This is a genomic window from Streptomyces sp. NPDC052016 (genome assembly GCF_044548445.1).
Taxonomy (GTDB): domain Bacteria; phylum Actinomycetota; class Actinomycetes; order Streptomycetales; family Streptomycetaceae; genus Streptomyces.
Map to the genome: position 1 here is coordinate 121,261 of NZ_JBIUBX010000015.1, position 21,781 is coordinate 143,041.

Annotated in this window: 19 protein-coding genes; 10 read left to right on the forward strand and 9 right to left on the reverse strand. The window is 72.5% G+C overall.

The genetic code is table 11. The annotated features are described in order from the left end of the window. Positions 1-67: 67 nt before the first annotated feature. Together chpH and ACIHAR_RS20130 are read left to right on the forward strand one after the other, a co-directional pair. Positions 68-301 (forward strand): chaplin ChpH, encoded by a 234-nt coding sequence (gene chpH, locus ACIHAR_RS20125; RefSeq protein ID WP_388754384.1) that lies wholly within the window; start codon positions 68-70, stop codon positions 299-301. 196 nt (positions 302-497) lie between these two features. Next, a complete protein-coding gene (locus ACIHAR_RS20130) occupies positions 498-1,253 on the forward strand; it encodes a chaplin family protein (RefSeq protein ID WP_400020775.1) in 756 nt (251 codons plus the stop codon). Positions 1,254-1,334: 81 nt separating this feature from the next. Here the strand turns inward: ACIHAR_RS20130 and ACIHAR_RS20135 are convergent, their stop codons facing one another. Continuing rightward, positions 1,335-1,523, reverse strand: coding sequence for a DUF5703 family protein (locus ACIHAR_RS20135; protein ID WP_365455908.1), 189 nt, complete (start codon positions 1,521-1,523; stop codon positions 1,335-1,337). 47 nt (positions 1,524-1,570) lie between these two features. On the opposite strand from ACIHAR_RS20135, the gene ACIHAR_RS20140 reads away from it, so the two are divergent. Further along, positions 1,571-2,347: a hypothetical protein gene (locus ACIHAR_RS20140; protein ID WP_400020777.1), complete on the forward strand. Its 777-nt coding sequence runs from the start codon at positions 1,571-1,573 to the stop codon at positions 2,345-2,347. Positions 2,348-2,426: 79 nt separating this feature from the next. Here ACIHAR_RS20140 and ACIHAR_RS20145 read toward each other — a convergent pair whose 3' ends face one another. After that, complete coding sequence (locus ACIHAR_RS20145) at positions 2,427-4,820, reverse strand: helix-hairpin-helix domain-containing protein (protein WP_400020779.1); 2,394 nt, start codon at positions 4,818-4,820, stop codon at positions 2,427-2,429. Continuing rightward, positions 4,817-5,803: an aldo/keto reductase gene (locus ACIHAR_RS20150; RefSeq protein ID WP_400020781.1), complete on the reverse strand. Its 987-nt coding sequence runs from the start codon at positions 5,801-5,803 to the stop codon at positions 4,817-4,819. Before ACIHAR_RS20150 ends, ACIHAR_RS20145 begins: the two co-directional genes overlap by 4 nt. Before the next feature lie 199 nt (positions 5,804-6,002). Here ACIHAR_RS20150 and ACIHAR_RS20155 point away from each other — a divergent pair, with 199 nt between their 5' ends. Both ACIHAR_RS20155 and ACIHAR_RS20160 read left to right on the forward strand, forming a co-directional pair. Continuing rightward, complete coding sequence (locus ACIHAR_RS20155) at positions 6,003-7,058, forward strand: LLM class F420-dependent oxidoreductase (protein WP_365455896.1); 1,056 nt, start codon at positions 6,003-6,005, stop codon at positions 7,056-7,058. A gap of 294 nt (positions 7,059-7,352) precedes the next feature. Beyond that, positions 7,353-8,153 (forward strand): ferritin-like domain-containing protein, encoded by an 801-nt coding sequence (locus tag ACIHAR_RS20160; protein ID WP_400020784.1) that lies wholly within the window; start codon positions 7,353-7,355, stop codon positions 8,151-8,153. Between the two features lie 31 nt (positions 8,154-8,184). Here the strand turns inward: ACIHAR_RS20160 and corA are convergent, their stop codons facing one another. Then, entirely contained in the window at positions 8,185-9,180 is a 996-nt protein-coding gene (gene corA, locus ACIHAR_RS20165; protein WP_365455890.1) for a magnesium/cobalt transporter CorA, read from the reverse strand. 62 nt (positions 9,181-9,242) lie between these two features. Here corA and ACIHAR_RS20170 point away from each other — a divergent pair, with 62 nt between their 5' ends. The 5 genes from ACIHAR_RS20170 (at position 9,243) to ACIHAR_RS20190 (ending at position 15,085) form a co-directional block, all read left to right on the forward strand. Further along, positions 9,243-9,929, forward strand: coding sequence for a histidine phosphatase family protein (locus ACIHAR_RS20170; protein WP_384662357.1), 687 nt, complete (start codon positions 9,243-9,245; stop codon positions 9,927-9,929). An 87-nt stretch (positions 9,930-10,016) separates the two neighbouring features. Continuing rightward, the gene (locus tag ACIHAR_RS20175) at positions 10,017-10,607 is read left to right on the forward strand and encodes a DUF3090 domain-containing protein (RefSeq protein ID WP_365455884.1); all 591 of its coding nucleotides are present in this window, start codon (positions 10,017-10,019) and stop codon (positions 10,605-10,607) included. Further along, positions 10,571-11,404 carry an SCO1664 family protein gene (locus ACIHAR_RS20180; RefSeq protein WP_365455881.1) on the forward strand — a complete coding sequence of 278 codons (834 nt, stop codon included), beginning with the start codon at positions 10,571-10,573 and terminating at the stop codon, positions 11,402-11,404. The genes ACIHAR_RS20175 and ACIHAR_RS20180 overlap by 37 nt, the downstream gene beginning before the upstream one ends. Positions 11,405-12,665: 1,261 nt before the next feature. Next, positions 12,666-13,895, forward strand: a complete 1,230-nt coding sequence (gene mshC / locus ACIHAR_RS20185; RefSeq protein ID WP_365455878.1) for a cysteine--1-D-myo-inosityl 2-amino-2-deoxy-alpha-D-glucopyranoside ligase — start codon at positions 12,666-12,668, stop codon at positions 13,893-13,895. A 218-nt stretch (positions 13,896-14,113) separates the two neighbouring features. Continuing rightward, positions 14,114-15,085: an SMP-30/gluconolactonase/LRE family protein gene (locus tag ACIHAR_RS20190; protein WP_400020788.1), complete on the forward strand. Its 972-nt coding sequence runs from the start codon at positions 14,114-14,116 to the stop codon at positions 15,083-15,085. A gap of 116 nt (positions 15,086-15,201) precedes the next feature. Here the strand turns inward: ACIHAR_RS20190 and ACIHAR_RS20195 are convergent, their stop codons facing one another. The 5 genes from ACIHAR_RS20195 to ACIHAR_RS20215 all read right to left on the reverse strand — a co-directional run bounded on the left by ACIHAR_RS20195 (position 15,202) and on the right by ACIHAR_RS20215 (position 21,438). Next, positions 15,202-16,140: a PAC2 family protein gene (locus ACIHAR_RS20195; RefSeq protein ID WP_365455872.1), complete on the reverse strand. Its 939-nt coding sequence runs from the start codon at positions 16,138-16,140 to the stop codon at positions 15,202-15,204. Positions 16,141-16,282: 142 nt separating this feature from the next. Then, entirely contained in the window at positions 16,283-16,954 is a 672-nt protein-coding gene (locus ACIHAR_RS20200; protein WP_365455869.1) for a FadR/GntR family transcriptional regulator, read from the reverse strand. Positions 16,955-17,343: 389 nt separating this feature from the next. Next, on the reverse strand, positions 17,344-18,960 hold the full coding sequence (locus ACIHAR_RS20205; protein ID WP_365455866.1) for a glycerol-3-phosphate dehydrogenase/oxidase: 1,617 nt from the start codon (positions 18,958-18,960) through the stop codon (positions 17,344-17,346). A gap of 66 nt (positions 18,961-19,026) precedes the next feature. After that, entirely contained in the window at positions 19,027-20,565 is a 1,539-nt protein-coding gene (gene glpK / locus ACIHAR_RS20210) for a glycerol kinase GlpK (RefSeq protein WP_365455863.1), read from the reverse strand. A 78-nt stretch (positions 20,566-20,643) separates the two neighbouring features. Beyond that, a complete protein-coding gene (locus ACIHAR_RS20215) occupies positions 20,644-21,438 on the reverse strand; it encodes an MIP/aquaporin family protein (protein WP_388754417.1) in 795 nt (264 codons plus the stop codon). Positions 21,439-21,781 lie beyond the last annotated feature (343 nt).

Consider the following 21,781-nt stretch of genomic DNA (forward strand, 5'->3'; position numbering starts at 1 on the left):
TAATTCCTCGTCGTTATTGGTGATGCGATCCGCTACTTGGGATCGCTTTTGCCAACAAGGAGGAATAATGATCAAGAAGGTCGTCGCTGCTGCGGCTGCCACCGGTGGTCTGGTTCTCGCGGGTGCGGGCATGGCCGTCGCCGACTCGGGTGCCCAGGGTGCCGCCGTGCACTCCCCGGGTGTCGTTTCCGGCAACGTGGTCCAGGTTCCCGTGCACGTCCCCGTGAACGTCTGCGGCAACACGATCTCGGTGATCGGGCTGCTGAACCCCGCCTTCGGCAACGTCTGCATCAACAAGTGACGCCGACCCGCTGAGGGGTCGTCCACACCGTCGGCCCCGGAGCGCGCGCCATGCGCTCCGGGGCCGACCGGCCTTTTTCCGCGTCACTTCCTGTGGAAGTCGAAGGAAAAGCCGAAGAAATCGAAGAACCCGAAGCAATCGCGGAGCTGGAATGATGCGAGCAATTCGGGACGAAATCGAAAGCAGGGATTCAGTAATGCGACAGGTCACCCGCAAGAGCCTCATGACCGTGGCGGCGGCGACCGGTGTGATCGCCGCCGCCGGCGGCTACGCCCACGCCGACTCGGCGGCGAACGGGTCCGCCTCCCACTCGCCCGGCGTCCTGTCGGGCAACACGGTGCAGGCGCCGATCGACGTGCCGGTCAACGTCTGCGGCAACACCGTCGACGTCGTCGGCATCCTCAACCCGGCCATGGGCAACGCCTGCACCAACCAGAGCACCGACGGCAAGGACGACGACGGCTACGGCGGCGGAGGCGGCAACGGCGGCTCCGGCGGCGCGCACGCGGACGGACACACCAACGACTCGCCCGGCGTCGCCTCGGGCAACCACGTCGAGGCACCGGTCCACGTGCCGGTGAACGTCTGCGGCAACGGCGTCAACGTCGTCGGCGCCCTCAACCCGACGCTCGGCAACAAGTGCGTCAACGACAGCGGTCCCGGTCCCGACTACGGCACCCCTCCCGGCGACGACCAGGAGACGCCCGCCAAGCCCGGACCCGGCAAGCCGGCCGACTTCGGCGACAGCCCGACCGGCCCCCAGGGCGCGCCCTCCACCCCCGAGCGCATGACCCCGGCCGGCAACTCGACCGCTCACCGGCCCGCGCAGACCTCCTCCGCACAGCTCGCCGAGACCGGCAGCGAGCTGCCGCTGGGCCTCGCCCTGCCGGCCGGCGCGGGCATGCTGCTCGCGGGCGCGGTGCTCTACCGCAAGGCGCGCGCCTCGATGTGACCGCCCGCCGCACCCCGGCGCCGCACACGACGGAGCGGGCCCCGCCGCCGCGGGGCCCGCTCCGTTTCCGTCATGTTCAACTCACCACGTGGCCCGTACCTGGCGGATGATCCGCCGGCGCAACCGCACCTTCCGGCTGCCGTCGCGCAGCAGGCTCAGGCGGTGCAACTCCCAGTGTCCGTACTCGGCATGGTCCGTCAGCAGACGTGTCGCCTCCTTGCGGGAGACCCCGCGCGGTACGTACACGTCGACAAATTCGTATTCCGGCATCGCATCTATTGTGCGGGCTGGGGCTCGGTACGGATAGCGTCTGCACTATGTCTGATGCTGCGCAGCCCACCGCTGCCGAGGTACGCGCCGCCGTCGAGGCGGTCAAGACCGCGCTCGACCGCCACCTGGCCGCGGTCGAGAGCAGGACGGGAGAGGACGACCCGGCCGTCTACGAGGCGTTCAACCAGCTGGCCGCGGCCGCGGAGGCGTACGACGAACTGCTCTACGACCGCTACGACGAGGTCACCCCCTTCGAGATCCCCGGCGCCGACGACTCGCTGCCGCCGTACTCGGGACCCGAGGAACCGAACGCGCTGAGCGTCCTGATCCGCCGCGACTACGCCGTCGTGGAGCCGCAGCGGCTGCTGGCGCAGGCCGAGCGGGTCGAGGCGGTGGAGGACGACGGCGTGGCCGGCGCGGACAACACCGCCTCGGGCACGATCCACGGGGCGCTGGGGCTGCTGTTCGGCGAGTTCGAGCCGGACGAGGTCGCCTCCCGGCACAAGGAGTTCGGCCTGGAGGAGGGCGACTCCACGCTGTGGGTGCTGGCCGCCGACGAACCGGCCGAGCCGGGTGAATGGCTGGAGACGCCCTTCGAGCAGCTCGACCCGCAGCGGGTGGTCTGCCGCTTCGACGTGAGCTCGGTGTTCGACGACGACCTCGACGACGACATCGAGGACACGCGGGGCGTCGAGGACATCGAGGACACCGAGGACGTGGAGGACGACGTCGAGGAGGATCTCGACGGCGAGGACGATGTCGACGGCGACCTGGACGAGGACGAGGACCTGGAGCCGCTCGACGTGGACCGCGTCGACCGGTAGCCCGGGGCCGACCCGCCGGACGGCGGCGGTGACGGAGGGGGAACCTCCGGCACCGCCGCCGTCCGCGTTCTGCCGTCCGTCAGCCCGCCGCCGGCACCTGCGTCCGCAACAGGACGGGCAGCCGGGTGGTGCGCGGCTTGGGCGGGACCTCGGCGACGGCTCGCGGCAGGGCCTGCTCCACCCCGTGGACCACGGAGAGGTGACGCTCCGCCCGGCCGAAGGCCGTGTAGACCCAGGGGCGGGACAGGGCCTGCGCGGCGTCGCCCGGCAGCACCACGACCGCCGCCGGCCATCGGGCGCCCACCGCCTGATGCGCGGTCAGCGCCCACCCGTGCCGCACGGACTGGTCGACCCGCTCGCGCGGTACGACCACGGGGGCGCCCGCGCAGGACAGGTGCAGCCCGTCCGCGTCGGCCGTCACGACCCGGCCCGGCACCGTCCGGCCCGGCGCGGGGGAGTAGGCGACCAGGTCACCGGGGTCGAAACCGCCGAAGCGGCCGGGTCCGGGGTTGAGGCGCTCCTTCAGCGCGGCGTTCAGCGCGCGGGTGCCGGCCGCGCCGCCGTGGCCCGGGGTGATCACCACCGTCTGCTCCGGGGCGATGCCGAAGGCCCGCGGCACCGAGTCCGCGACGAGCTGCACGGTCCGGTGCACGGCCTCGCCCGCGTCCCGCACCGGCACGATCACGATCTCCTTGCCGGGCGCGTCCACCTGGTTCAGCTCGCCGACGCCGATGCCGGAGACCAGCTCGCCCAGCGGGCCGGGATCAGGGGTGCGCGAGGCCACCTGCGGGCACACGCGCGCGGCCAGCAGGTCGGCGAAGACCCGCCCGGGCCCGGCCGACCAGAGCAGTGCCGGGTCCCCGCTGAGCACCAGCCGGGCTCCGTCGGGCAGCGCCTCCACCACCATCGCGGCGCTCTCCACGTCCACCTGCGGCGCGTCCAGCAGGACCAGCAGGTCGAGAGCGAGGGCGCCGTCGGCGTCGCGGCCGGGTCCCTCGGCTCCGGAGAGCAGACCGGGGAGGGTGACGACGGCACCGTCGCGGTCGTCCAGCAGGGCGGCGAACCCGCGCCGTCCGTCCGGTGTGTGACAGGCGGCGACGGCACGCAGGCCGAGGGCGCGGGCGGCGGTGAGCAGGGCCGCCGTTTCGGCACGGGCCGCCTCACCGCCGGTGTGCAGCACCAGGCCGTGCCCGGCGACCGCGCGGATCAGCTCGGCCGTGCTGCCGCGGGCCGTCGCCGCGGCCGACTCCCATTCCTCGGCAGCTTCCTTGGACAGGGAGTTGACCAGGCGGGCCAGGCCGTCGGCGAGGCTCTCCTCCGCGAGCGCGTACCGCTCCAGAGCGACCAGGACCCGGACCGGGCGGGCGGCCTCCTCGTCGTCGTCCTCCGACTCCCGCGGCTCCGCGGTGTCACTCGCCCTGGCCGGCGCGGTCCCGGGCTCCTCCAGGGCGTCCTGGAAGACGAGGGCCTCGCCCTCCGCGACCGTGCTCTGCACGGCCGCGTCCGCGTCCGGCACGCCCCGCTGGGTGAGCGCGGCCGTCAGGGTGGGCAGCTCCAGGGCGGTGTGCCCGGCCAGCGCCGCCTGTTCCAGCAGCCACACCGTCACCGCGCGGCCCCGCCGCTCGTCGTCCGGGGAGCACTCCGCGCCCAGCCGCGCCCGCGCGAAGCCGTCGGCCTGTTCGGGCCGGACCCCGGGGACGCGGAGCAACTGCCAGGGGTCCTCGGCCAGCACGACCTCGGCGCCCTCGCCGAGGACGGCGGCGACCTGCGGCGCCAGCGCCTCGGGCGCGCCACCCCCGGTCAGGACGCGCCGTACGGCCTCGACGGTCTCCCGGGCGGGCACCGAGGCGACGGCGGCGGGCTCGGCGGCCACCGGCTGCGGTCGCCGAACGGGCTCCGGGGCCGCCGGGCGAGGGGTGGGCTCGGGCTCGGGCGCGCTGAACACGGTGGCGGCGGGCTTCGCGCCGCCCTCCACGGCCCGTACGGCCGCGAGCAGGTCGGCCGCCTTGCCGCTGAGCTTGGCGCCGCTGTCGATGGGCGTCCTCTTCTCGGCCTTGCGCCGCTCGATCCGCTCCCGCTCCAGCTTCTGCGCGGCGAGCTCCGCCTCGGCCTCGGAGAGCTGCGGGGCGCCTTCCCCGCCGCCGGCTCCGCCGGCCTCGGACTCCTGGCCGCCACCGCCCTCCGCGGCCTCGGAGCCGTCGGCCGTCGTCTCCGCCGTGTCCGTTGAGCCGTCGGACGCGGTGTCAGCCCCGGCCGCGGAGCCCGGCGCACGGCTGCCGGCGCCGGTCCCGGAGCCGTCGGCCGCGGTCCCCGCCGTGTGCTCGGAGCCGTGGGCCCCGGTCTCCGCCGCGTGCTCGGAGGCCGCGTCCTGGCGCTCCTCCGCAGGCTGCGGGGATCCGGTGCCCTCGGTCGGTGAGGCGTCGTCCGGTGTCCCCGGCCCGGTGTTCTCCGTGGTCTCCGGCTCCGTGCTCACAGCGTGCTCCAGTCGTGATCGGGATAGCGGTGCACGGGCGCCGACACGTCGTCGAGCGCCCGGCAGATCTCGTCAGGAAGACTAAGGGCCTCCACTGACAACACCGCCGTGAGCTGCTGCGCGGTGCGTGTCCCGACGATCGGGGCGGTCACGCCGGGCCGGTCGCGGACCCAGGCGAGGGCGACCTGGAGCGGGGTCACCGCCAGCCCGTCCGCCGCGGTGGTCACGGCGTCCACGATGCGGCTCGCGGTGTCGTCGAGGTACGGCTCGACGAAGGGCGCGAAGTGGTCGGAGGCGCCGCGCGAGTCCGGGGGCATGGCGTCGCCCCGGTACTTGCCGGTGAGGACGCCCCGGCCCAGCGGCGACGAGGGCAGCAGACCGATGCCCAGGTCCAGCGCGGCCGGCAGCACCTCGCGCTCCACGCCGCGCTGGAGCAGCGAGTACTCCATCTGCGTACTGGCCAGCCGGGTCCGGGTGCCCGGCGCGGCGAGCTGCCAGGTGGCGGCCTTGGCGAGCTGCCAGCCGCAGAAGTTGGAGACGCCGGCGTAGCGGGCGCGGCCGCTGGACACCGCGATGTCGAGGGCCTGGAGGGTCTCCTCCAGCGGGGTGTCCGGGTCGAAGGCGTGTACGTGCCACACGTCGACGTGGTCCGTGCCGAGCCGGGTGAGCGAGGCGTCGAGGGCGGCGAGGAGGTGCCCGCGCGAGCCGTCGAAACGGCGGTCCGGGTCGGGCACGCTGCCGGCCTTCGTCGAGATGATGAGGTCCCGGCGCGGAACCAGGCCTTCTATCAGCCGTCCCAGCAGGTACTCGGCCTCCCCGTCCCCGTACACGTCCGCCGTGTCGACGAGGGTCCCGCCCGCTTCCCAGAACGTCTTCAAGAGGTCCGCGGCGTCGTGCTCGTCGGTGTCGCGGCCCCAGGTCAGGGTGCCGAGCCCGATGCGGGACACACGCAGGCCGGTGCGGCCGAGATGCCTCTGCTCCATGAACGCCGAGATTACTGGCCATGACTGGGCCGTGGGTTGCCTGTGGACAACCGAATTCCGGGAGGCGGCAGGCCGGTTCCGGGCAGGCAGGGGAGCGTTTGGCCGGGGCGACCCTCGCCACACCGGCCTCCCCCGGCGGGCGCCCCCGCGCTACTGTCTCCGGAACAGCGTCGTTACTGATCAGTAAGGGGAATCGGCCATGCAGCTCGGGATCAACCTCGGCTACTGGGGTGCCGGAATGGACGCGGACAACCTCGCCGTCGCCCAGGAGGCCGACCGGCTCGGGTACGCCGTGTGCTGGGCCGCCGAGGCCTACGGCTCGGACGCGGCCACCGTGCTCTCCTGGGTCGCCGCCCAGACCGAGCGGATCGACGTCGGCTCCGCCATCTTCCAGATCCCGGCCCGCCAGCCCGCGATGACCGCCATGACCGCCGCCACCCTCGACTCCCTGTCCGGCGGCCGCTTCCGTCTCGGCCTCGGCGTCTCCGGCCCGCAGGTCTCCGAGGGCTGGTACGGCGTCAAGTTCGACAAGCCGCTGTCCCGCACCCGCGAGTACGTCGAGATCGTCCGCAAGGCGATGACGCGGGAACGGCTGTCGTACGACGGCGAACACTGGACGCTGCCGCTGCCGGGCGGCCCGGGCAAGCCGATCAAGCTGACCGTGCACCCCCAGCGCGAGCACATCCCGCTGTACATCGCCGCGATCGGGCCGAAGAACCTGGAGCAGACCGGCGAGATCGCCGACGGCGCCCTGCTGATCTTCCCGTCCGCCGACCACCTCGAGGACACCGCGATCAAGCACCTGCGGGCCGGGCGGGAGAAGGCCGGCAAGACCCTGGACGGCTTCGACGTCTGCCCGACCCTGCCGCTGGCCGTCGGCGACGACAAGGACGTCGAGCGGCTCGCCGACACCTTCCGCCCCTACACCGCCCTGTACGTCGGCGGCATGGGCAGCCCCAAGCAGAACTTCTACAACCAGCTCGCCCGGCGCATGGGCTACGAGGCGGCGGCCGCCGAGATCCAGGAGAAGTACCTCTCCGGCGACAAGCAGGGCGCCGCGGCCGCCGTACCGCACGACCTGATCGACCGGACCACGCTGCTCGGCTCCGAGGAGCGCATCGCCGACCGGATGAAGGCCTACGCCGCGGCAGGCGTCACCACCCTCAGCCTCGCCCCCGCGGGCTTCACCCTCGACGAGCGCCTCGCCTCGCTGCGGGCCGGCGCCCGGGCGCTGGAGCTCGCCGGTCTGGCGTAAGGAGCGGCCCGAGAGCGTGAGGAGGGGTCTCCGGAGGCGGCCGGAGGCGGTCCGCGGAAGGGTTCTTCAGCGGCCGTGGTGGGGGCTCGGGGGTCTTCCCCGCCACGGCCGTCACGGGGAACAACGCGCCGCGGTCGCACGCGGTTACGCCGCGCGCACGACTTCCGCGGTCCTTCTTTCGGCGGAGTTGTCCGACAGAACTGTTGCAGCACACATCACGGCGCATTTGACTCGTTCTTCGCGGAATCCTGCGGAACCTGCGACATCCCCCGGGATGCAGAGAGGTGCCCCACGATGCTTTCGGCCAAGAGTCTGTTCCAGGAGATCCTCGACAACGACGAGTCCTTCCGGCTGTTCTGCTCCATCGCCGCCAGCGGGGAGTCGCAGGGCGGCTGGGAGAACGCCCGCATCGCGGCCCTCGTCCCGCAGAGCGAGCGCGCCCTCGCGCCCAAGATCACCCGGCACGGTGCCGACGAGGACAAACACGGGCGGATCTTCAACGCCCTGCTGAAGAAGCGAGGCCTCGAACCGGTCCCCGTCCCGCCCGAGACCGACTACACGATGCTGCTGGAACGCGGCGGCATCGGCCTCGCCCACGACAAGCTCAAGGCCGACCGGCCGCTGACCGTGCAGGACATCGTCACCTACCTCGCCCACAGCAGGGTCACCGAGCAGCGCGCCTCCGAACAGATGGAGCTGCTGCGCAAGCACTTCGCCGACCACCCCGACCTCGGCCGCGCGGTGAGGATGATCTCCCACGACGAGGACAACCACCTGGCCTACTGCCACGAGGAACTCCTGCGCTTCGCGCGCGCGGGGCACGGCCGGGCCATCCAGCGGACCCTGTGCGAGAGCGCGCTCGCCGAGATCCGCGTCTACCGCGACGTCAGCCTCGCCGTCATGGCCCACATGGGCCGCATCCTCGGCTGGTCCCGGCCCAAGGCGGCCCTGCTCGCGGCCGGCATCCACGCCGTCTACGGGTGGGAGCGGCTCGCGGGCTGGCGGCGCATGGTGTCCCTGAAGACGCCCGAGCGGCGCGACGCCCTCGGCGGACCGGCCGGCGGACCGGCGGGCTCGGCCCCCGAGTTCGCCTGAGCGACGAGCCCCGCCGCGCGCGTGACCGCGCCTACATCCATCCCCGGCGCTTGAACAGCCGGTACAGCAGCACCTCCAGGGCGACCATGGCCCCGATCACCGCCGGATACGACCACAACCAGCGCAGCTCCGGCATGTGGTCGAAGTTCATGCCGTAGATGCCCGCGATCATCGTGGGGACCGCGGCCATGGCCGCCCACGCCGAGATCTTCCGCATGTCGTCGTTCTGCCGGACGCTCATCTGCGCCAGGTGCGCCGACAGGATGTCCGACACCAGCCGGTCCAGACCCTCCACCGACTCGTTCACGCGCGCGAGGTGGTCGCTCACGTCCCGGAAGAAGGGCCGTGCCTTCTCGTTGACGAAGGGCAGCACCGAGCCGAACGCGCCGGTGCCCGCGAGCCGGCTCAGCGGCGGTGTCAGCGGTCCGGTCGACCGGCGGAACTCCAGGATCTGCCGCTTGAAGGTGTAGATCCGGGACGCGGTGTCCCGCGAGCCGCCGCCGTCCGGCGAGAACACCACCGCCTCCAACTCCTCCAGGTCCGTCTGCAACTCGGTCGCCACGTCCAGGTAGTGGTCCACGGTCGCGTCGGCGATCGCGTAGACGACGGAGGTCGGCCCCTTGGCGAGCAGCTCCGGCTCCTGCTCCAGCCGCCTGCGTACGGCCGCCAGCGGCGAACCCTCGCCGTGCCGGACGGTCACCACGAAGGAGTCGCCGAGGAAGACCATGACCTCGCCGGAGGAGACGGCGTCGCTCTCCGGCTCGTACACCACCGGCTTCAGCACCAGGAACAACGAGTCGTCGTAGACCTCCAGCTTGGGACGCTGATGCGCCTTGAGGGCGTCCTCCACGGCCAGCGGGTGCAGCGCGAACTCCTGAGTGACGTGGTCGAACTCCTTCTCGGAGGGCTCGTGCAGCCCGATCCAGACGAAACCGCCCGCGGCACGCGCTTCGTCGAGCGCGTCGGAGAAGTCCTGCGGGCCCTCCGAACGGTGCCCGTCACGGTAGATGGCGCAGTCGACGATCACGAAGTGCGTTCTCCTTTCGGCCGTTCACCTGTGCCCCCGGGCGTACGCCTACCCTGGGCGGCATGCCCACGCTGATCCTCGTCCGGCACGGACGTTCCACCGCCAACACCTCCGGAGTGCTCGCCGGCCGGACGCCCGGCGTCGCCCTCGACGAGCGCGGAGCCGAACAGGCCGCCGCGCTGCCCGGGCGGCTCGAGGGCCTGCCGATCGCCGAGGTCGTCGCGAGCCCCCTGCAACGCTGCCAGGAGACCGTCCGGCCGCTCCTCGACGCCCGCCCCGGCCTGCCCGTGCACACCGACGAGCGGATCGGGGAGTGCGACTACGGCGACTGGTCGGGGCGCAAACTCGCCGAACTGAAGGACGAGCCGCTGATGGAGGTCGTCCAGGCGCATCCCTCCGCGGCCGCCTTCCCCGGCGGGGAGTCCATGCGGGCCATGCAGACCCGAGCCGCCGAGGCGGTACGCGAGTGGAACGCGCGCGTGGAGCGCGACCACGGCGCCGACGCCGTCTACCTGATGTGCTCGCACGGCGACATCATCAAGTCGCTCGTGGCGGACGCACTCGGACTCCATCTCGACCTCTTCCAGCGGATCTCCGTCGAACCGTGTTCCATCACCGCGATCCGTTACACCCGGCTGCGGCCCTTTCTGGTGCGCCTCGGCGACACCGGTGACTTCGCCTCCCTCGTGCCGCGCGAGGAGCCGCCGAGCGACGAGGCCACGGTCGGGGGTGGTGCGGGCGCACCGTGATCGTCGCCCGCAGTAGGGTGAAGCGGTCCGCATACGCGCGTTCACGCATGGACGTTCACGTACCCACGATTCCCAGGGAGACAGGACGTGTCCCGTCAGGTGTTCCTCTACGACCCCCCGGACCGCTTCGTGGCCGGTACGGTCGGACTGCCCGGGCGCCGTACCTTCTTCCTCCAGGCCACCGCCGGCTCCCGAGTGACCAGTGTGGCCCTGGAGAAGACCCAGGTCGCCGCGCTCGCCGAGCGCATGGACGAGCTGCTGGACGAGGTCGTACGCCGGAGCGGCGGAAATGCCGCCGTGCCCGCCATGGCGCCCGCCGAGATCGCCGACACCGCGCCCCTCGAGACCCCGATCGAGGAGGAGTTCCGGGTCGGCACCATGGCCCTCGCCTGGGACGGCGAGGAGCAGCGCATGATCGTCGAGGCGCAGGCCCTCGTGGAGCTCGACGCCGAGACCGAGGAGGACCTCGCCGAGGCCGAGGAGCGGTTGCTCCAGGACGAGGAGAACGGGCCCCCGATGCTGCGGGTCCGGCTCACCGGCGCCCAGGCGCGAGCCTTCGCCAAGAGAGCCCTCGACGTCGTCAACGCCGGCCGGCCGCCGTGTCCGCTGTGCAGTCTGCCGCTCGACCCGGAAGGACACGTATGTCCGCGCCAGAACGGATACCGCCGCGGGGCGTGACGACCACCGACCAGGCCTTCGCGGAGCTGCTCGCGAACGGCGAGCTGACCGTGCGCGGACGCATCCGCGACGCCTCCAACGCGGCCCTGTACTGCACCGTCGCCCATGAGGGCCGGGAGGCCGCCTGCATCTACAAGCCGGTCGCCGGGGAGAGACCCCTGTGGGACTTCCCCGACGGCACCCTCGCCCAGCGGGAGGTCGCCGCCTACGCCGTCTCCGAGGCGACCGGCTGGGGACTCGTCCCGCCCACCGTTCTGCGGGACGGGCCGTACGGCGAGGGCATGTGCCAGCTGTGGATCGAGGCCACCGCGGAGGACGGACTCCTCGCCCTCGTCGACGGGGAGGAGCCGGGGCCCGGATGGAAGGCGATCGGGTTCGCCGAGGTCGGGGAGGGCAGGACCGCACTCCTGGTGCACGCCGACGACGAGCGGCTGCGGCGGCTCGCCGTCCTGGACGCGGTCGTCAACAACGCCGACCGCAAGGGCGGTCACCTGCTGACCACGGCCGACGGGCAGCTCTACGGCATCGACCACGGCGTCACCTTCAATGTCGACAACAAGCTGCGCACCCTCCTGTGGGGCTGGGCGGGGGAGCCCCTCACCGGGGAGGCCGTCGAGGTGCTCAAGGGCCTCAAGGGCTCCCTCGAACCGGGCGGGGACCTCACGGGCACGCTGACCGCACTCGTCACACCGGCGGAGATCGACGCGACCCGCGCGCGCGTCGACGCGCTCCTGGCGTCCGGCACGCACCCGGAGCCGACCGGCGAATGGCCGGCCATCCCCTGGCCCCCGGTCTGACCGACCGCCGACCCCCGACTCCCGGTTTGCGATCGCCCCGGCCTGCGAACGCCCCGGCGTACGACCGCCGCCCAGGCCCCACGCTTGCCCGGCAGGGACACGGCCGCCCGTGACCTACCGCCGCCTCCGGTCACGTGGCGGGCCCTGCGCGCTCGGCGGCCTCCGTGCACCAGGCAGCACGGCCGCGGAGGCCCCGGGCTCACGGCCGCTCCGCCCGCACGCCGTGTGGCCACCGGCCTGACCTGAGCCCGGACGCCCGACCGCCTCGGCATACGCCCGCCCCAGGCGCACGGCCGCCCAACAGCTACACGGCCGACTGTGACGCACCGCCGCCTCCGCCTACGCGGCGATTCTTGGGCGCGCCTCTCAGGCTTCGGGCGCCAGACCCTCAGTATCCCTCCGGCCGCCCGGCCGCCCGGCCGCCCGGCCGTCTCCGGGCGCACGGCCGCCCGGCCGCCCGGCCGCCCGGCCGCCCGGCCGCCCGGCCGCCCGGCCGCCCGGCCGCCCGGCCGCCCGGCCGCCCGGCCGCCCGGCCGCCTCCGGGCGCACGGCCGCGCTGGCTGTACGGCCGTCGACGGGCCCGGCCGCCGCCGGCCGTGCGACTGCCCCTGGGTGCGTGGCCGCTCCGGCAGGCGGAGCCGCCGAGCCCTGGCCGCCCTTGGGTCCACCTCCGATCACGCGGCAGCCCCTGTGTGCCCGGTTGCCTCTGCGAGTGCGGTCACCTCGCGGGCCCGCTGTCCGAGGGCACGGTCGCCGACGGAAATTTCCAGGCCCTTCGCACGGCAGCGTCTTCCAACTGTCGGACGGATGGACGTCAGCGGACCACTCACCGGCCGCTCTGGCCGCCCGGCCGCCGTCGGCGGCCCGCCGCCTCGGCCGTACGGCCGCCCCTGGATGCATGGCCGCGCGGAGCAGCCGGGCCCGGCTGCCCCCCGGAGCCACCGCCGCCTCCGGTCACGTGGCGGGCCTCGGGCGAGGCCACCTCCGGGCACACGGCCGCGTTGGCCGTACGGCCGTCGTCGGGCCCCGCCGCCTCCGGCCGCGCAGCCGATCCCGGGCGCATGGCCGACCCGGCCGGCCAGCCGCCCGGGCGCACGGTCCGCCCCGGGTGGACCGGCGGAACCCGGCCGTACGGCCGCCCGGAAGCCTCCGCGGGCGGCCACCCCCCGGCACACAGCCGGCCCCCGCGCAAGAGTGTCTTCCCGGTCAACCGGCCCGCTCCGGTTCGTAGTGGCAACTTTCCTCCGGTTAGGCTCATGACATGCATGCCTGGCCCGCTTCCGAGGTCCCCGCCCTGCCTGGTCAGGGCCGCGACCTGAGGATCCACGACACCGCGACCGGCGGCCTGGTCACCCTCGACCCCGGTCCCGTCGCCCGTATCTACGTCTGCGGCATCACGCCGTACGACGCGACCCACATGGGTCACGCGGCGACCTACAACGCGTTCGACCTCGTTCAGCGTGTGTGGCTCGACACCAAGCGGCAGGTTCACTACGTCCAGAACGTCACCGACGTCGACGATCCGCTTCTCGAGCGGGCCGAGCGGGACGGCGTCGACTGGGTCGCCCTCGCCGAGAAGGAGACGGCCCTCTTCCGCGAGGACATGACCGCCCTGCGGATGCTCCCCCCGCGCCACTACATAGGCGCCGTCGAGGCCATACCCGGCATCGTGCCGCTCGTGGAGCGTCTGCGGGAGGCGGGCGCCGCCTACGATCTCGACGGCGACGTCTACTTCTCCGTCGAGTCCGACCCGAGCTTCGGCAAGGTCTCGAACCTCGACGCCGCCGCCATGCGGCTGCTCTCCGCCGAGCGGGGCGGCGACCCCGACCGGCCCGGCAAGAAGAACCCGCTCGACCCGATGCTGTGGATGGCGGCCCGCGAGGGCGAGCCCAGCTGGGACGGCGGCTCGCTCGGTCCCGGCCGGCCCGGCTGGCACATCGAGTGCGTCGCCATCGCCCTGGACCACCTCGGCATGGGCTTCGACGTCCAGGGCGGCGGCTCCGACCTCGCCTTCCCGCACCACGAGATGGGCGCCTCCCACGCCCAGGTCCTCACCGGCGAGTTCCCCATGGCCAAGGCGTACGTGCACGCCGGCATGGTCGCCCTGAACGGCGAGAAGATGTCCAAGTCCAAGGGCAACCTCGTCTTCGTCTCCCGGCTCCGGCGCGACGGCGTCGACCCCGCCGCCATCCGGCTCACCCTGCTCGCCCACCACTACCGGGCCGACTGGGAGTGGACCGACCAGGTGCTCCAGGACGCCGTGGACCGGCTCGGGCGCTGGCGCGCGGCGGTGTCCCGGCCCGACGGCCCGCCCGCCGACTCCCTCGTCGAGGAGATCCGCGAGGCCCTCGCGAACGACCTGGACGCCCCGGCCGCGCTGGCCGCCGTCGACCGCTGGGCCGCGCTCCAGAAGGAGCAGGGCGGCACCGACATCGGGGCGCCCGGCGTGGTGTCGCGGGCGGTGGACGCGCTGCTCGGCGTGGCGCTGTAGTCCCGCGGGACCACCGAAGGGGTCCGGACCACCGAAAGGGTCCGGATCACCCCCGGATCATCGAAGGGGCCCTTCCTCCCACCGGGGAGGAAGGGCCCCTCCCACTTGCCGGACGATCGGCCGTCGGGGCAGCGCAGGCATCTGTCGTGTGATGGGGTGGGAGCGTTTTCGCTGACCGCTCCGCCGGCCACGCCGGCCCCTTCGCGGAAGGACGCACAGTGGCATCCACAGAACGGTCCTCAGCCCGCAGGAGACTCCTCGCCGCCACCGCCGCCCTGTCCTGCGCGGCCCTCGTCGGCGGTACCGGCACGGCCGCCCACGCCGCCGGGACGCGCGGGACGCGCGGAACGGCGTGGCCGGCCGGCTTCCCGCTGCCCGCCGGCTTCCAGCCCGAGGGCATCGCCATCGGCGCCCGCCCCTTCGCCTACTTCGGCTCGCTCGCGGGCGGCGACGTGTACCGGGCGAGCCTCGCCACCGGCCGCGGCTCCGTCGTCGTTCAGGGCCTCGGTGCCGGGCACCCCACCGTGGGCCTGAAGATCGATCCGCGGGGCAGGCTCTTCCTCGCGGGCGGCGACAGCGGCGAGATCCGCACCGCGGACGCCCGCACGGGCGAGACCGAGCAGGTGTACGCCACGGGCGGCACCTTCGTGAACGACGTGATCCTCACCCCGGGCGCCGCCTGGTTCACCGACTCCTTCGCGCCGCAGCTCTACAAGCTGCTCCTCACGCGCGACGGCGCCCCGAAGTCCGTGGAGACCGTCCCGCTCGGCGGCGACTGGGCCCAGGGCGACGACTTCACCGCCAACGGCATCGAGCGCACGCCCGACGGCAGCGCACTGCTCGTGGTCAACGCCTTCGCCGACGGCGGCCGCCTCATGCGCGTCGACCCGCGCACCGGAACCGCCCGCGCGGTCGACCTGGGCGAGGCCCGCCTGCCCAACGGCGACGGCCTGCTGCTGCTCGGCAGGACCCTGTACGCCGTCCAGCAGTGGCAGAACGCGATCGACGTCTTCCGGCTGAACGCGTCCGGCACCCACGGCACCGCCGTGGCACGGATCACCGATCCGCGGTTCCGCATACCGACGACGGTCGCGGCGTGGGGCGACCGTCTCTACCTGCCGAACGCGCGCTTCGACGTGGAGCCCACACCGGACACCGAGTACGACGTGGTGGCCGTGGACCGGGTCTGACAGCGAGAGGGCGGTGCGCGTCGGCGCACCGCCCTCCTCGGACCTTCCCGGACTGTGCGGCTCCCTGAGCCTCTCCAGTCCGGTTCAGTCGCTTTTCAATCCTTTTCCGGCCTTTTTCAGTCCTCCGACGAATCGTCGTCGCCGTCGGTGCTGTCCCCGCTCGCCTTCGGCGGCTTCGGCGGACGCGTCCGCTCCCCGGGCCCGGGCGGGCCACCGCCGTCCCGGCGCCGCAGGTACCGCTCGAACTCGCGCGCGATCGCCTCGCCCGACGCCTCCGGCAGCTCCGCGGTGTCCCGGGCCTCCTCCAGCGTCTGGACGTACTCGGCGACCTCGCTGTCCTCCGCGGCCAGTTGGTCCACGCCGACCTGCCACGCGCGCGCGTCCTCGGGCAGCTCGCCCAGCGGGATGCGCACGTCGATCAGATCCTCCAGGCGGTTGAGGAGCGCCAGCGTCGCCTTCGGGTTGGGCGGCTGCGACACGTAGTGCGGTACGGCCGCCCAGAGGCTCACCGCGGGCACGCCCGCGTGCGTGCACGCCTCCTGCAGGACGCCGACGATGCCCGTGGGCCCCTCGTACTTGGTCTCCTCCAGGTCCATCCGGCGGGCCAGGTCCGCGTCGGAGGTGGTCCCGCTGATCGGGACCGGACGCGTGTGCGGGGTGTCGCCGAGCAGGGCGCCCAGGATGACCACCAGCTCCACGCCCAGTTCGTGCGCGAAGCCGAGCAGCTCGTTGCAGAACGAGCGCCAGCGCATGGACGGTTCGATGCCGCGCACCAGCACCAGGTCGCGCGGCTTCTCGCCGCCGACCCGCACCACCGACAACCTTGTCGTCGGCCATGTGATCTTGCGGACGCCGGCGTCCATGAACACCGTGGGGCGGTTCACCTGGAAGTCGTAGTAGTCCTCGGCGTCCAGCGCCGCGAACACCTCGCCCTTCCACTCCCTCTCCAGATGCGCGACCGCGGTCGAGGCGGCGTCGCCGGCATCGTTCCAGCCCTCGAACGCGGCCACCATGACCGGGTCGATCAGCTCGGGAACCCCCTCGAGCTCGATCACCCAGTGCCTCCTTCCGACGTGCCCTCGCTTGACCACCCAACCTTACGGCGTCCCGCGGGGGCGACCGCAGCCCCCTTGCACGGGGGAGTGAACGGATCACTGCCCCGTTCACCACCCTCGAACACCCCCCTCGCGGGGCCGCTCACAGGGTGGACCGGAGCCACTGTTCCACGCTCGCGATGTGCACGGTCGCCCACGACCGCGCCGCCTCCGCGTCCCGGTCGCGCAGCGCCGCGAGGATCGCCCGGTGCTCCCGCAGGGTGCCGGCGACCGCGTCCTCCTGGGTCAGGCCGCGCCAGATCCGGGCCCGGGTGGTGGGCCCCGACAGGCCGTCGAGGAGGGAGCACAGCACCGAGTTGCCGGCGCTCTGGACGATGCCCCGGTGGAACTCGAGGTCGGAGGCGACGAGCTCCTCCACCGACGGTTCGGTGCCGAGCTTGTCCAACTGGGACTCCAGGGCGTCCAGTTGCTGTTCACTGATGCGCAGCGCGGCCATGCCCGTCGCGGCCGGCTCCAGGATGCGGCGCACGGCCAGGAACTCCAGGACCGTGTCGTCGCGGTGGAAGTCGACGACGAAGCTCAGCGCCTCCAGCAGCAGTTGCGGATCGAGGCTGGTGACATAGGTGCCGTCGCCCTGCCGCACGTCCAGGATCCGGATCAGCGACAGCGCGCGCACCGCCTCTCGCAGGGAGTTGCGGGACAGGCCCAGTTCGGCGGCGAGCTCGCTCTCCTTGGGGAGCCGGTCCCCGGGGCGCAGCGCACCGGTGACGATCATGCCCTTGATCTTCTCGATCGCCTCGTCGGTGACTGCCATGACCGGCCTCCCTGTCGTCCTCGCCCAGACATCCGATGTCTAGGCGCCATTATGGCGGCTGACCACCGAGGTGCTGCACGCCCCGCGATCAGACGCTCCGCGATCACCGGTCGCCGGAGACCGGGTCCGGTCCTCACCCGGCGTCCCACCACGCCTTGCCGGCCGCCCGGTGCGCGACCCGTCCGGCGAAGCCGGACCCGGCGGTGGTGGTGCCGGACTCGGCGCATGGAAGCACCCGCCACCGACCACGACGGCGAGAGGGGCGGCTCCGTCGGCGGGGAGCCGCCCCTCTCGTGGTGCCGGCCCCGGTGCGGAGGGGCCGTCCCTCGGTGCCGGCCCCGGTCAGGGGAGTGGGCCGGCGAAGGGTCTACCGGGTGACCTGCTGCGGGCTACTTCTTGTCGAGCAGGTCCTGGACCTTGGCGCGGACGTCGTCCGTGGCCAGGCCGCGGATCGTCAGCGTCGTCCGGCGGCGAAGCACGTCGTCCGCGGTCTCGGCCCACTCGTGGTCCCGGGCGTAGACGACCTGCGCCCAGATCTCGGGGGCGTCCGGGTGGACGCGCTCGCCCAGCTCCGGGTTGTCGTTCGCCAGGCGGGCGATGTCGAAGGCCAGCGAACCGTAGTGCGTGGCCAGGTGCTTGGCCGTGTCGGCGGCCATGCGCGGGCCGGGCGCCGGGTGGTCCACCAGGAGTCGGTGGGCGACCGCGCGCGGGTTGGCGACACCCGGCAGCGGCAGCTTCTTCGGCAGGGAGGAGATCGGCTCGAAGTCGTCACCGAGCGGGTGGCCCGGCAGCGCCTCCAGCTTCTGCATCACCGTACGGCCGATGTGGCGGAAGGTCGTCCACTTGCCGCCCGCGACGGACAGCATCCCGGCCCTGCCCTCGGTGACCACGGTCTCGCGCTTGGCCTTGGCGGTGTCGCCGGGGCCGCCCGGCAGCACGCGCAGACCCGCGAAGGCGTAGGTGATGAGGTCACGGTCGAGCTGCTGGTCCCGGATGGAGAACGCGGCCTCGTCCAGGATCTGGGCTATGTCCTTGTCGTTGACGGAGACGTCCGCCGGGTCGCCCTCGTACTCCTCGTCGGTGGTGCCGAGCAGGAGCATGTCCTCCCAGGGGAGGGCGAAGGTGATGCGGTACTTGTCGATCGGGGTGGCGAGCGCGGCCTTCCAGGGGGAGGTGCGCTTCAGGACCAGATGCGCGCCCTTCGACAGACGGATCGACGGCGCGGCATTCGGGTCCTCCATCCTGCGCAGGTGGTCCACCCACGGACCGGTCGCGTTCAGCACCAGACGGGCGTTGACGCCGAACTCGTCACCGGAGAGCCGGTCGCGCAGCTCGGCACCGGTGACCCGGCCCTTGGTGAAGCGCAGGCCCGTCACCTCGGCGTGGTTCAGGACGACGGCGCCCGCCTCGACGGCCGCGCGGACCGTCATCAGCGCCATGCGCGCGTCGTTCATCTGGTCGTCGCCGTACACGGCGACGGCCTTGAGGTTCTCGGTGCGCAGCTCGGGGACGTCCTGCGCGGCCTTCGACGGCGACAGCAGGTGTCCCACGCCGTCGCCGAAGGCCGACAGCGCGGAGTAGGCGAAGACGCCCGCCCCGAGCTTCGCCGCGCCGTGCGGCCCGCCCTTGTACACGGGGAGGTAGAACGTGAGCGGGTTCGCCAGGTGGGGGGCCACCTGGCGGGAGACCGCACGGCGCTCGAAGTGGTTCTCCGCCACCAGCTTCACCGCGCCGGTCTGCAGGTAGCGCAGACCGCCGTGGAGCAGCTTGGAGGAGGCGGAGGAGGTGGCGCCGGCGAAGTCGCCGGCGTCGACCAGTGCCACCCTGAGGCCGGACTGCGCGGCGTGCCAGGCGGTGGAGATGCCCAGGATGCCGCCGCCGATCACGAGGAGGTCGTACGACGCCTTGGCGAGCTGCTCCCTGGTCTCGGCTCGGCTCGGGTTCGAGCCGGAGGCCGGGTGCGTCCCCAGGGCAGGCACGGACTGCAGGGTGGACTGACTGGTCATATCGGGTTCTTACTCCTCATCAGAGCTCTCGTAGGAGTCGGCTGCGGGGCCGGGAGCCGGCTCCGGTCAGCTCTCGTCCTCGAGCCAGCCCATGGTCCGCTCGACGGCCTTGAGCCAGTTCTTGTACTCACGGTCGCGGGTCTCCGCGTCCATGCGGGGGGTCCATTCGGCGGCCCGCCGCCAGTTGGCGCGCAGGTCGTCGGTGCTGGTCCAGAAGCCGACGGCGAGGCCGGCGGCGTAGGCGGCGCCGAGGCAGGTGGTCTCGGCGACCATCGGGCGCACCACGGGCGCGTCCAGGAAGTCCGAGAGCGTCTGCATCAGCAGGTTGTTGGAGGTCATGCCGCCGTCGACCTTGAGGGCCGCGAGCTCGACGCCGGAGTCCTTCGTCATGGCGTCGGTGATCTCACGGGTCTGCCAGGCCGTGGCCTCCAGGACGGCGCGCGCGAGGTGCGCCTTGGTGACGTACCGGGTCAGGCCGGCGATCACACCGCGGGCGTCGGAGCGCCAGTACGGGGCGAACAGACCGGAGAAGGCCGGCACGAAGTAGGCGCCGCCGTTGTCCTCGACCGACAGGGCGAGGGTCTCGATCTCGGCGGCGGTGGAGATCAGGCCCATCTGGTCGCGCATCCACTGCACCAGCGAACCGGTGACGGCGATCGAGCCCTCGAGGGCGTAGACCGGCGCCTCGTCGCCGATGCGGTAGCCGACGGTGGTCAGCAGGCCGGAGTAGGAGTTGATGATCTTCTCACCGGTGTTCATCAGCATGAACGTTCCGGTGCCGTAGGTGGACTTGGCCTCGCCCTCGGAGAAGCAGGTCTGGCCGAACAGGGCCGCCTGCTGGTCGCCGAGCGCGGAGGCGACCGGGATGCCGCCGAGCAGGTCGCCCAGCTTGCCGCCGGTGACCTCGCCGTAGACCTCGGCGGAGGAGCGGATCTCGGGCAGCATCGCCATCGGGACGCCGATGGACTCGGCGATCTTCTCGTCCCACTCCAGGGTGTGGAGGTTCATCAGCATGGTGCGGGAGGCGTTGGTGACGTCGGTGTAGTGCTTGCCGCCGTCGACACCGCCCGTCAGGTTCCAGATGACCCAGGTGTCCATGGTGCCGAAGAGGATGTCGCCGGCTTCGGCGCGCTCGCGCAGGCCCTCGACGTTGTCCAGCAGCCAGCGGGCCTTCGGGCCGGCGAAGTAGGAGGCCAGCGGGAGGCCGGTCTCGCGGCGGAAGCGGTCCTGGCCGACGTTGCGGCCGAGCTCCTTGCACAGGGCGTCGGTGCGGGTGTCCTGCCAGACGATGGCGTTGTGGACGGGCTCACCGGTGTTCTTGTCCCACAGCAGCGTGGTCTCGCGCTGGTTGGTGATGCCGATGGCCTTGATGTCGTCGCGGGTGATGCCGGCCTTGGCGATGGCCCCGGCGACGACCTCCTGGACGTTGGTCCAGATCTCGTTGGCGTCGTGCTCGACCCAGCCCGGCTTCGGGAAGATCTGCTCGTGCTCCTTCTGGTCGACGGAGACGATCCGGCCGTCCCGGTCGAACACGATGCAGCGGGAGGAGGTCGTGCCCTGGTCGATCGCGGCGATGAAGGGGCCGGCGGTGTGGGCGTCGGTCACTGTGTGCTCCTGAAAGGTCCGTGGTGAAGGGGCAGTACGTACGGCGCTTGCCTGTGGTGCGGCTGAAGCCGAGTCTTCCTAAGCGAAGGCGACGTTGTAGATGCCTGCGGCGATCGCACCGCCGATCAGCGGGCCGACCACCGGGATCCAGGCGTAGCCCCAGTCGGAGCCGCCCTTGTTGGGCAGGGGCAGCAGGGCGTGCACGATGCGCGGACCGAGGTCACGGGCCGGGTTGATGGCGTAGCCGGTCGGGCCGCCGAGCGACAGACCGATCGAGACCACCACGAGCGCGGTGACCAGGGCGCCGAGGGTGCCGAGCCCGTTGCCCTTGTCGTTCAGGCCCTGCGTGAGGACGGCGAGCACCAGCACCACGGTGCCGACGATCTCCGTGGCGAGGTTCTGCACCGCGTTGCGGATCTCCGGGCCGGTGGAGAAGACGCCGAGGACCGGGCCGGCTCCCTTCTCCTGGGCCTCCACGGCCTTGGCCGCCGTGGCCTGTGCACCCGGACCGCCGACGATCTCCCTGTCGGTGAGGTGCGCGTGGAACTGGCCGTAGTAGGCGACCCAGACGAGGGTCGCGCCGATCATGGCGCCGAGCAGCTGTCCGGCGAAGTACGTCGGAACGTTGCTCCAGTCGCCGTCCTTGATGGCGAGCGCGACCGTCACGGCCGGGTTCAGGTGGGCGCCGGACAGCGGCGCCGAGGTGTAGACGGCCGTCAGGACGGCGAAACCCCACCCGAAGGTGATGGCGAGCCAGCCGGCGTTGCGGGCCTTGGAGGCCTTCAGCGTGACGGCGGCGCAGACGCCACCGCCGAGCAGGATGAGTATGGCGGTACCGATGGTCTCGCCGATGAAGATGTCGGAGCTGGACACCCGCGACTCCTTTGTCCTTCGTCCAGGGAAGCCGAACCCCGGGTCCCTCCGGGGTGTGGCGCCCTCGGGGGTGAGAGCGATGCCGGCCCTTGGCGTTGTCACACTCTAACGCGTATTGCCGTTTGGTGTTCGACAATGCCGACCGATGGACGGGAGTCTTGCTCTGGCGTCACGTGTGCGTCAAGGGTTCTGTTATCGAAAGCGCGATCGTTATTGATCGTCACGGGTTATCGATGTCCGCCGTGGTCGCGCGGCCCGCGGTGGCGGTCCGGAGGCAGGCGTCCTCACCCCGTGGTGGCGATCCGGCGGGGGCACCCCGTGGTGGCGGTCCGGAGGCAGGCGT

What these genes read in the sequence shown, in the direction of transcription:
- chpH (WP_388754384.1), top strand. Translation starts at nt 68, where the DNA reads ATGATCAAGAAGGTCGTCGCTGCTGCGGCTGCCACCGGTGGTCTGGTT.
- ACIHAR_RS20130 (WP_400020775.1), top strand. Translation starts at nt 498, where the DNA reads ATGCGACAGGTCACCCGCAAGAGCCTCATGACCGTGGCGGCGGCGACC.
- ACIHAR_RS20135 (WP_365455908.1), bottom strand. Translation starts at nt 1,523, where the DNA reads ATGCCGGAATACGAATTTGTCGACGTGTACGTACCGCGCGGGGTCTCC.
- ACIHAR_RS20140 (WP_400020777.1), top strand. Translation starts at nt 1,571, where the DNA reads ATGTCTGATGCTGCGCAGCCCACCGCTGCCGAGGTACGCGCCGCCGTC.
- ACIHAR_RS20150 (WP_400020781.1), bottom strand. Translation starts at nt 5,803, where the DNA reads ATGGAGCAGAGGCATCTCGGCCGCACCGGCCTGCGTGTGTCCCGCATC.
- ACIHAR_RS20155 (WP_365455896.1), top strand. Translation starts at nt 6,003, where the DNA reads ATGCAGCTCGGGATCAACCTCGGCTACTGGGGTGCCGGAATGGACGCG.
- ACIHAR_RS20160 (WP_400020784.1), top strand. Translation starts at nt 7,353, where the DNA reads ATGCTTTCGGCCAAGAGTCTGTTCCAGGAGATCCTCGACAACGACGAG.
- ACIHAR_RS20170 (WP_384662357.1), top strand. Translation starts at nt 9,243, where the DNA reads ATGCCCACGCTGATCCTCGTCCGGCACGGACGTTCCACCGCCAACACC.
- ACIHAR_RS20180 (WP_365455881.1), top strand. Translation starts at nt 10,571, where the DNA reads ATGTCCGCGCCAGAACGGATACCGCCGCGGGGCGTGACGACCACCGAC.
- mshC (WP_365455878.1), top strand. Translation starts at nt 12,666, where the DNA reads ATGCATGCCTGGCCCGCTTCCGAGGTCCCCGCCCTGCCTGGTCAGGGC.
- ACIHAR_RS20200 (WP_365455869.1), bottom strand. Translation starts at nt 16,954, where the DNA reads ATGGCAGTCACCGACGAGGCGATCGAGAAGATCAAGGGCATGATCGTC.
- ACIHAR_RS20205 (WP_365455866.1), bottom strand. Translation starts at nt 18,960, where the DNA reads ATGACCAGTCAGTCCACCCTGCAGTCCGTGCCTGCCCTGGGGACGCAC.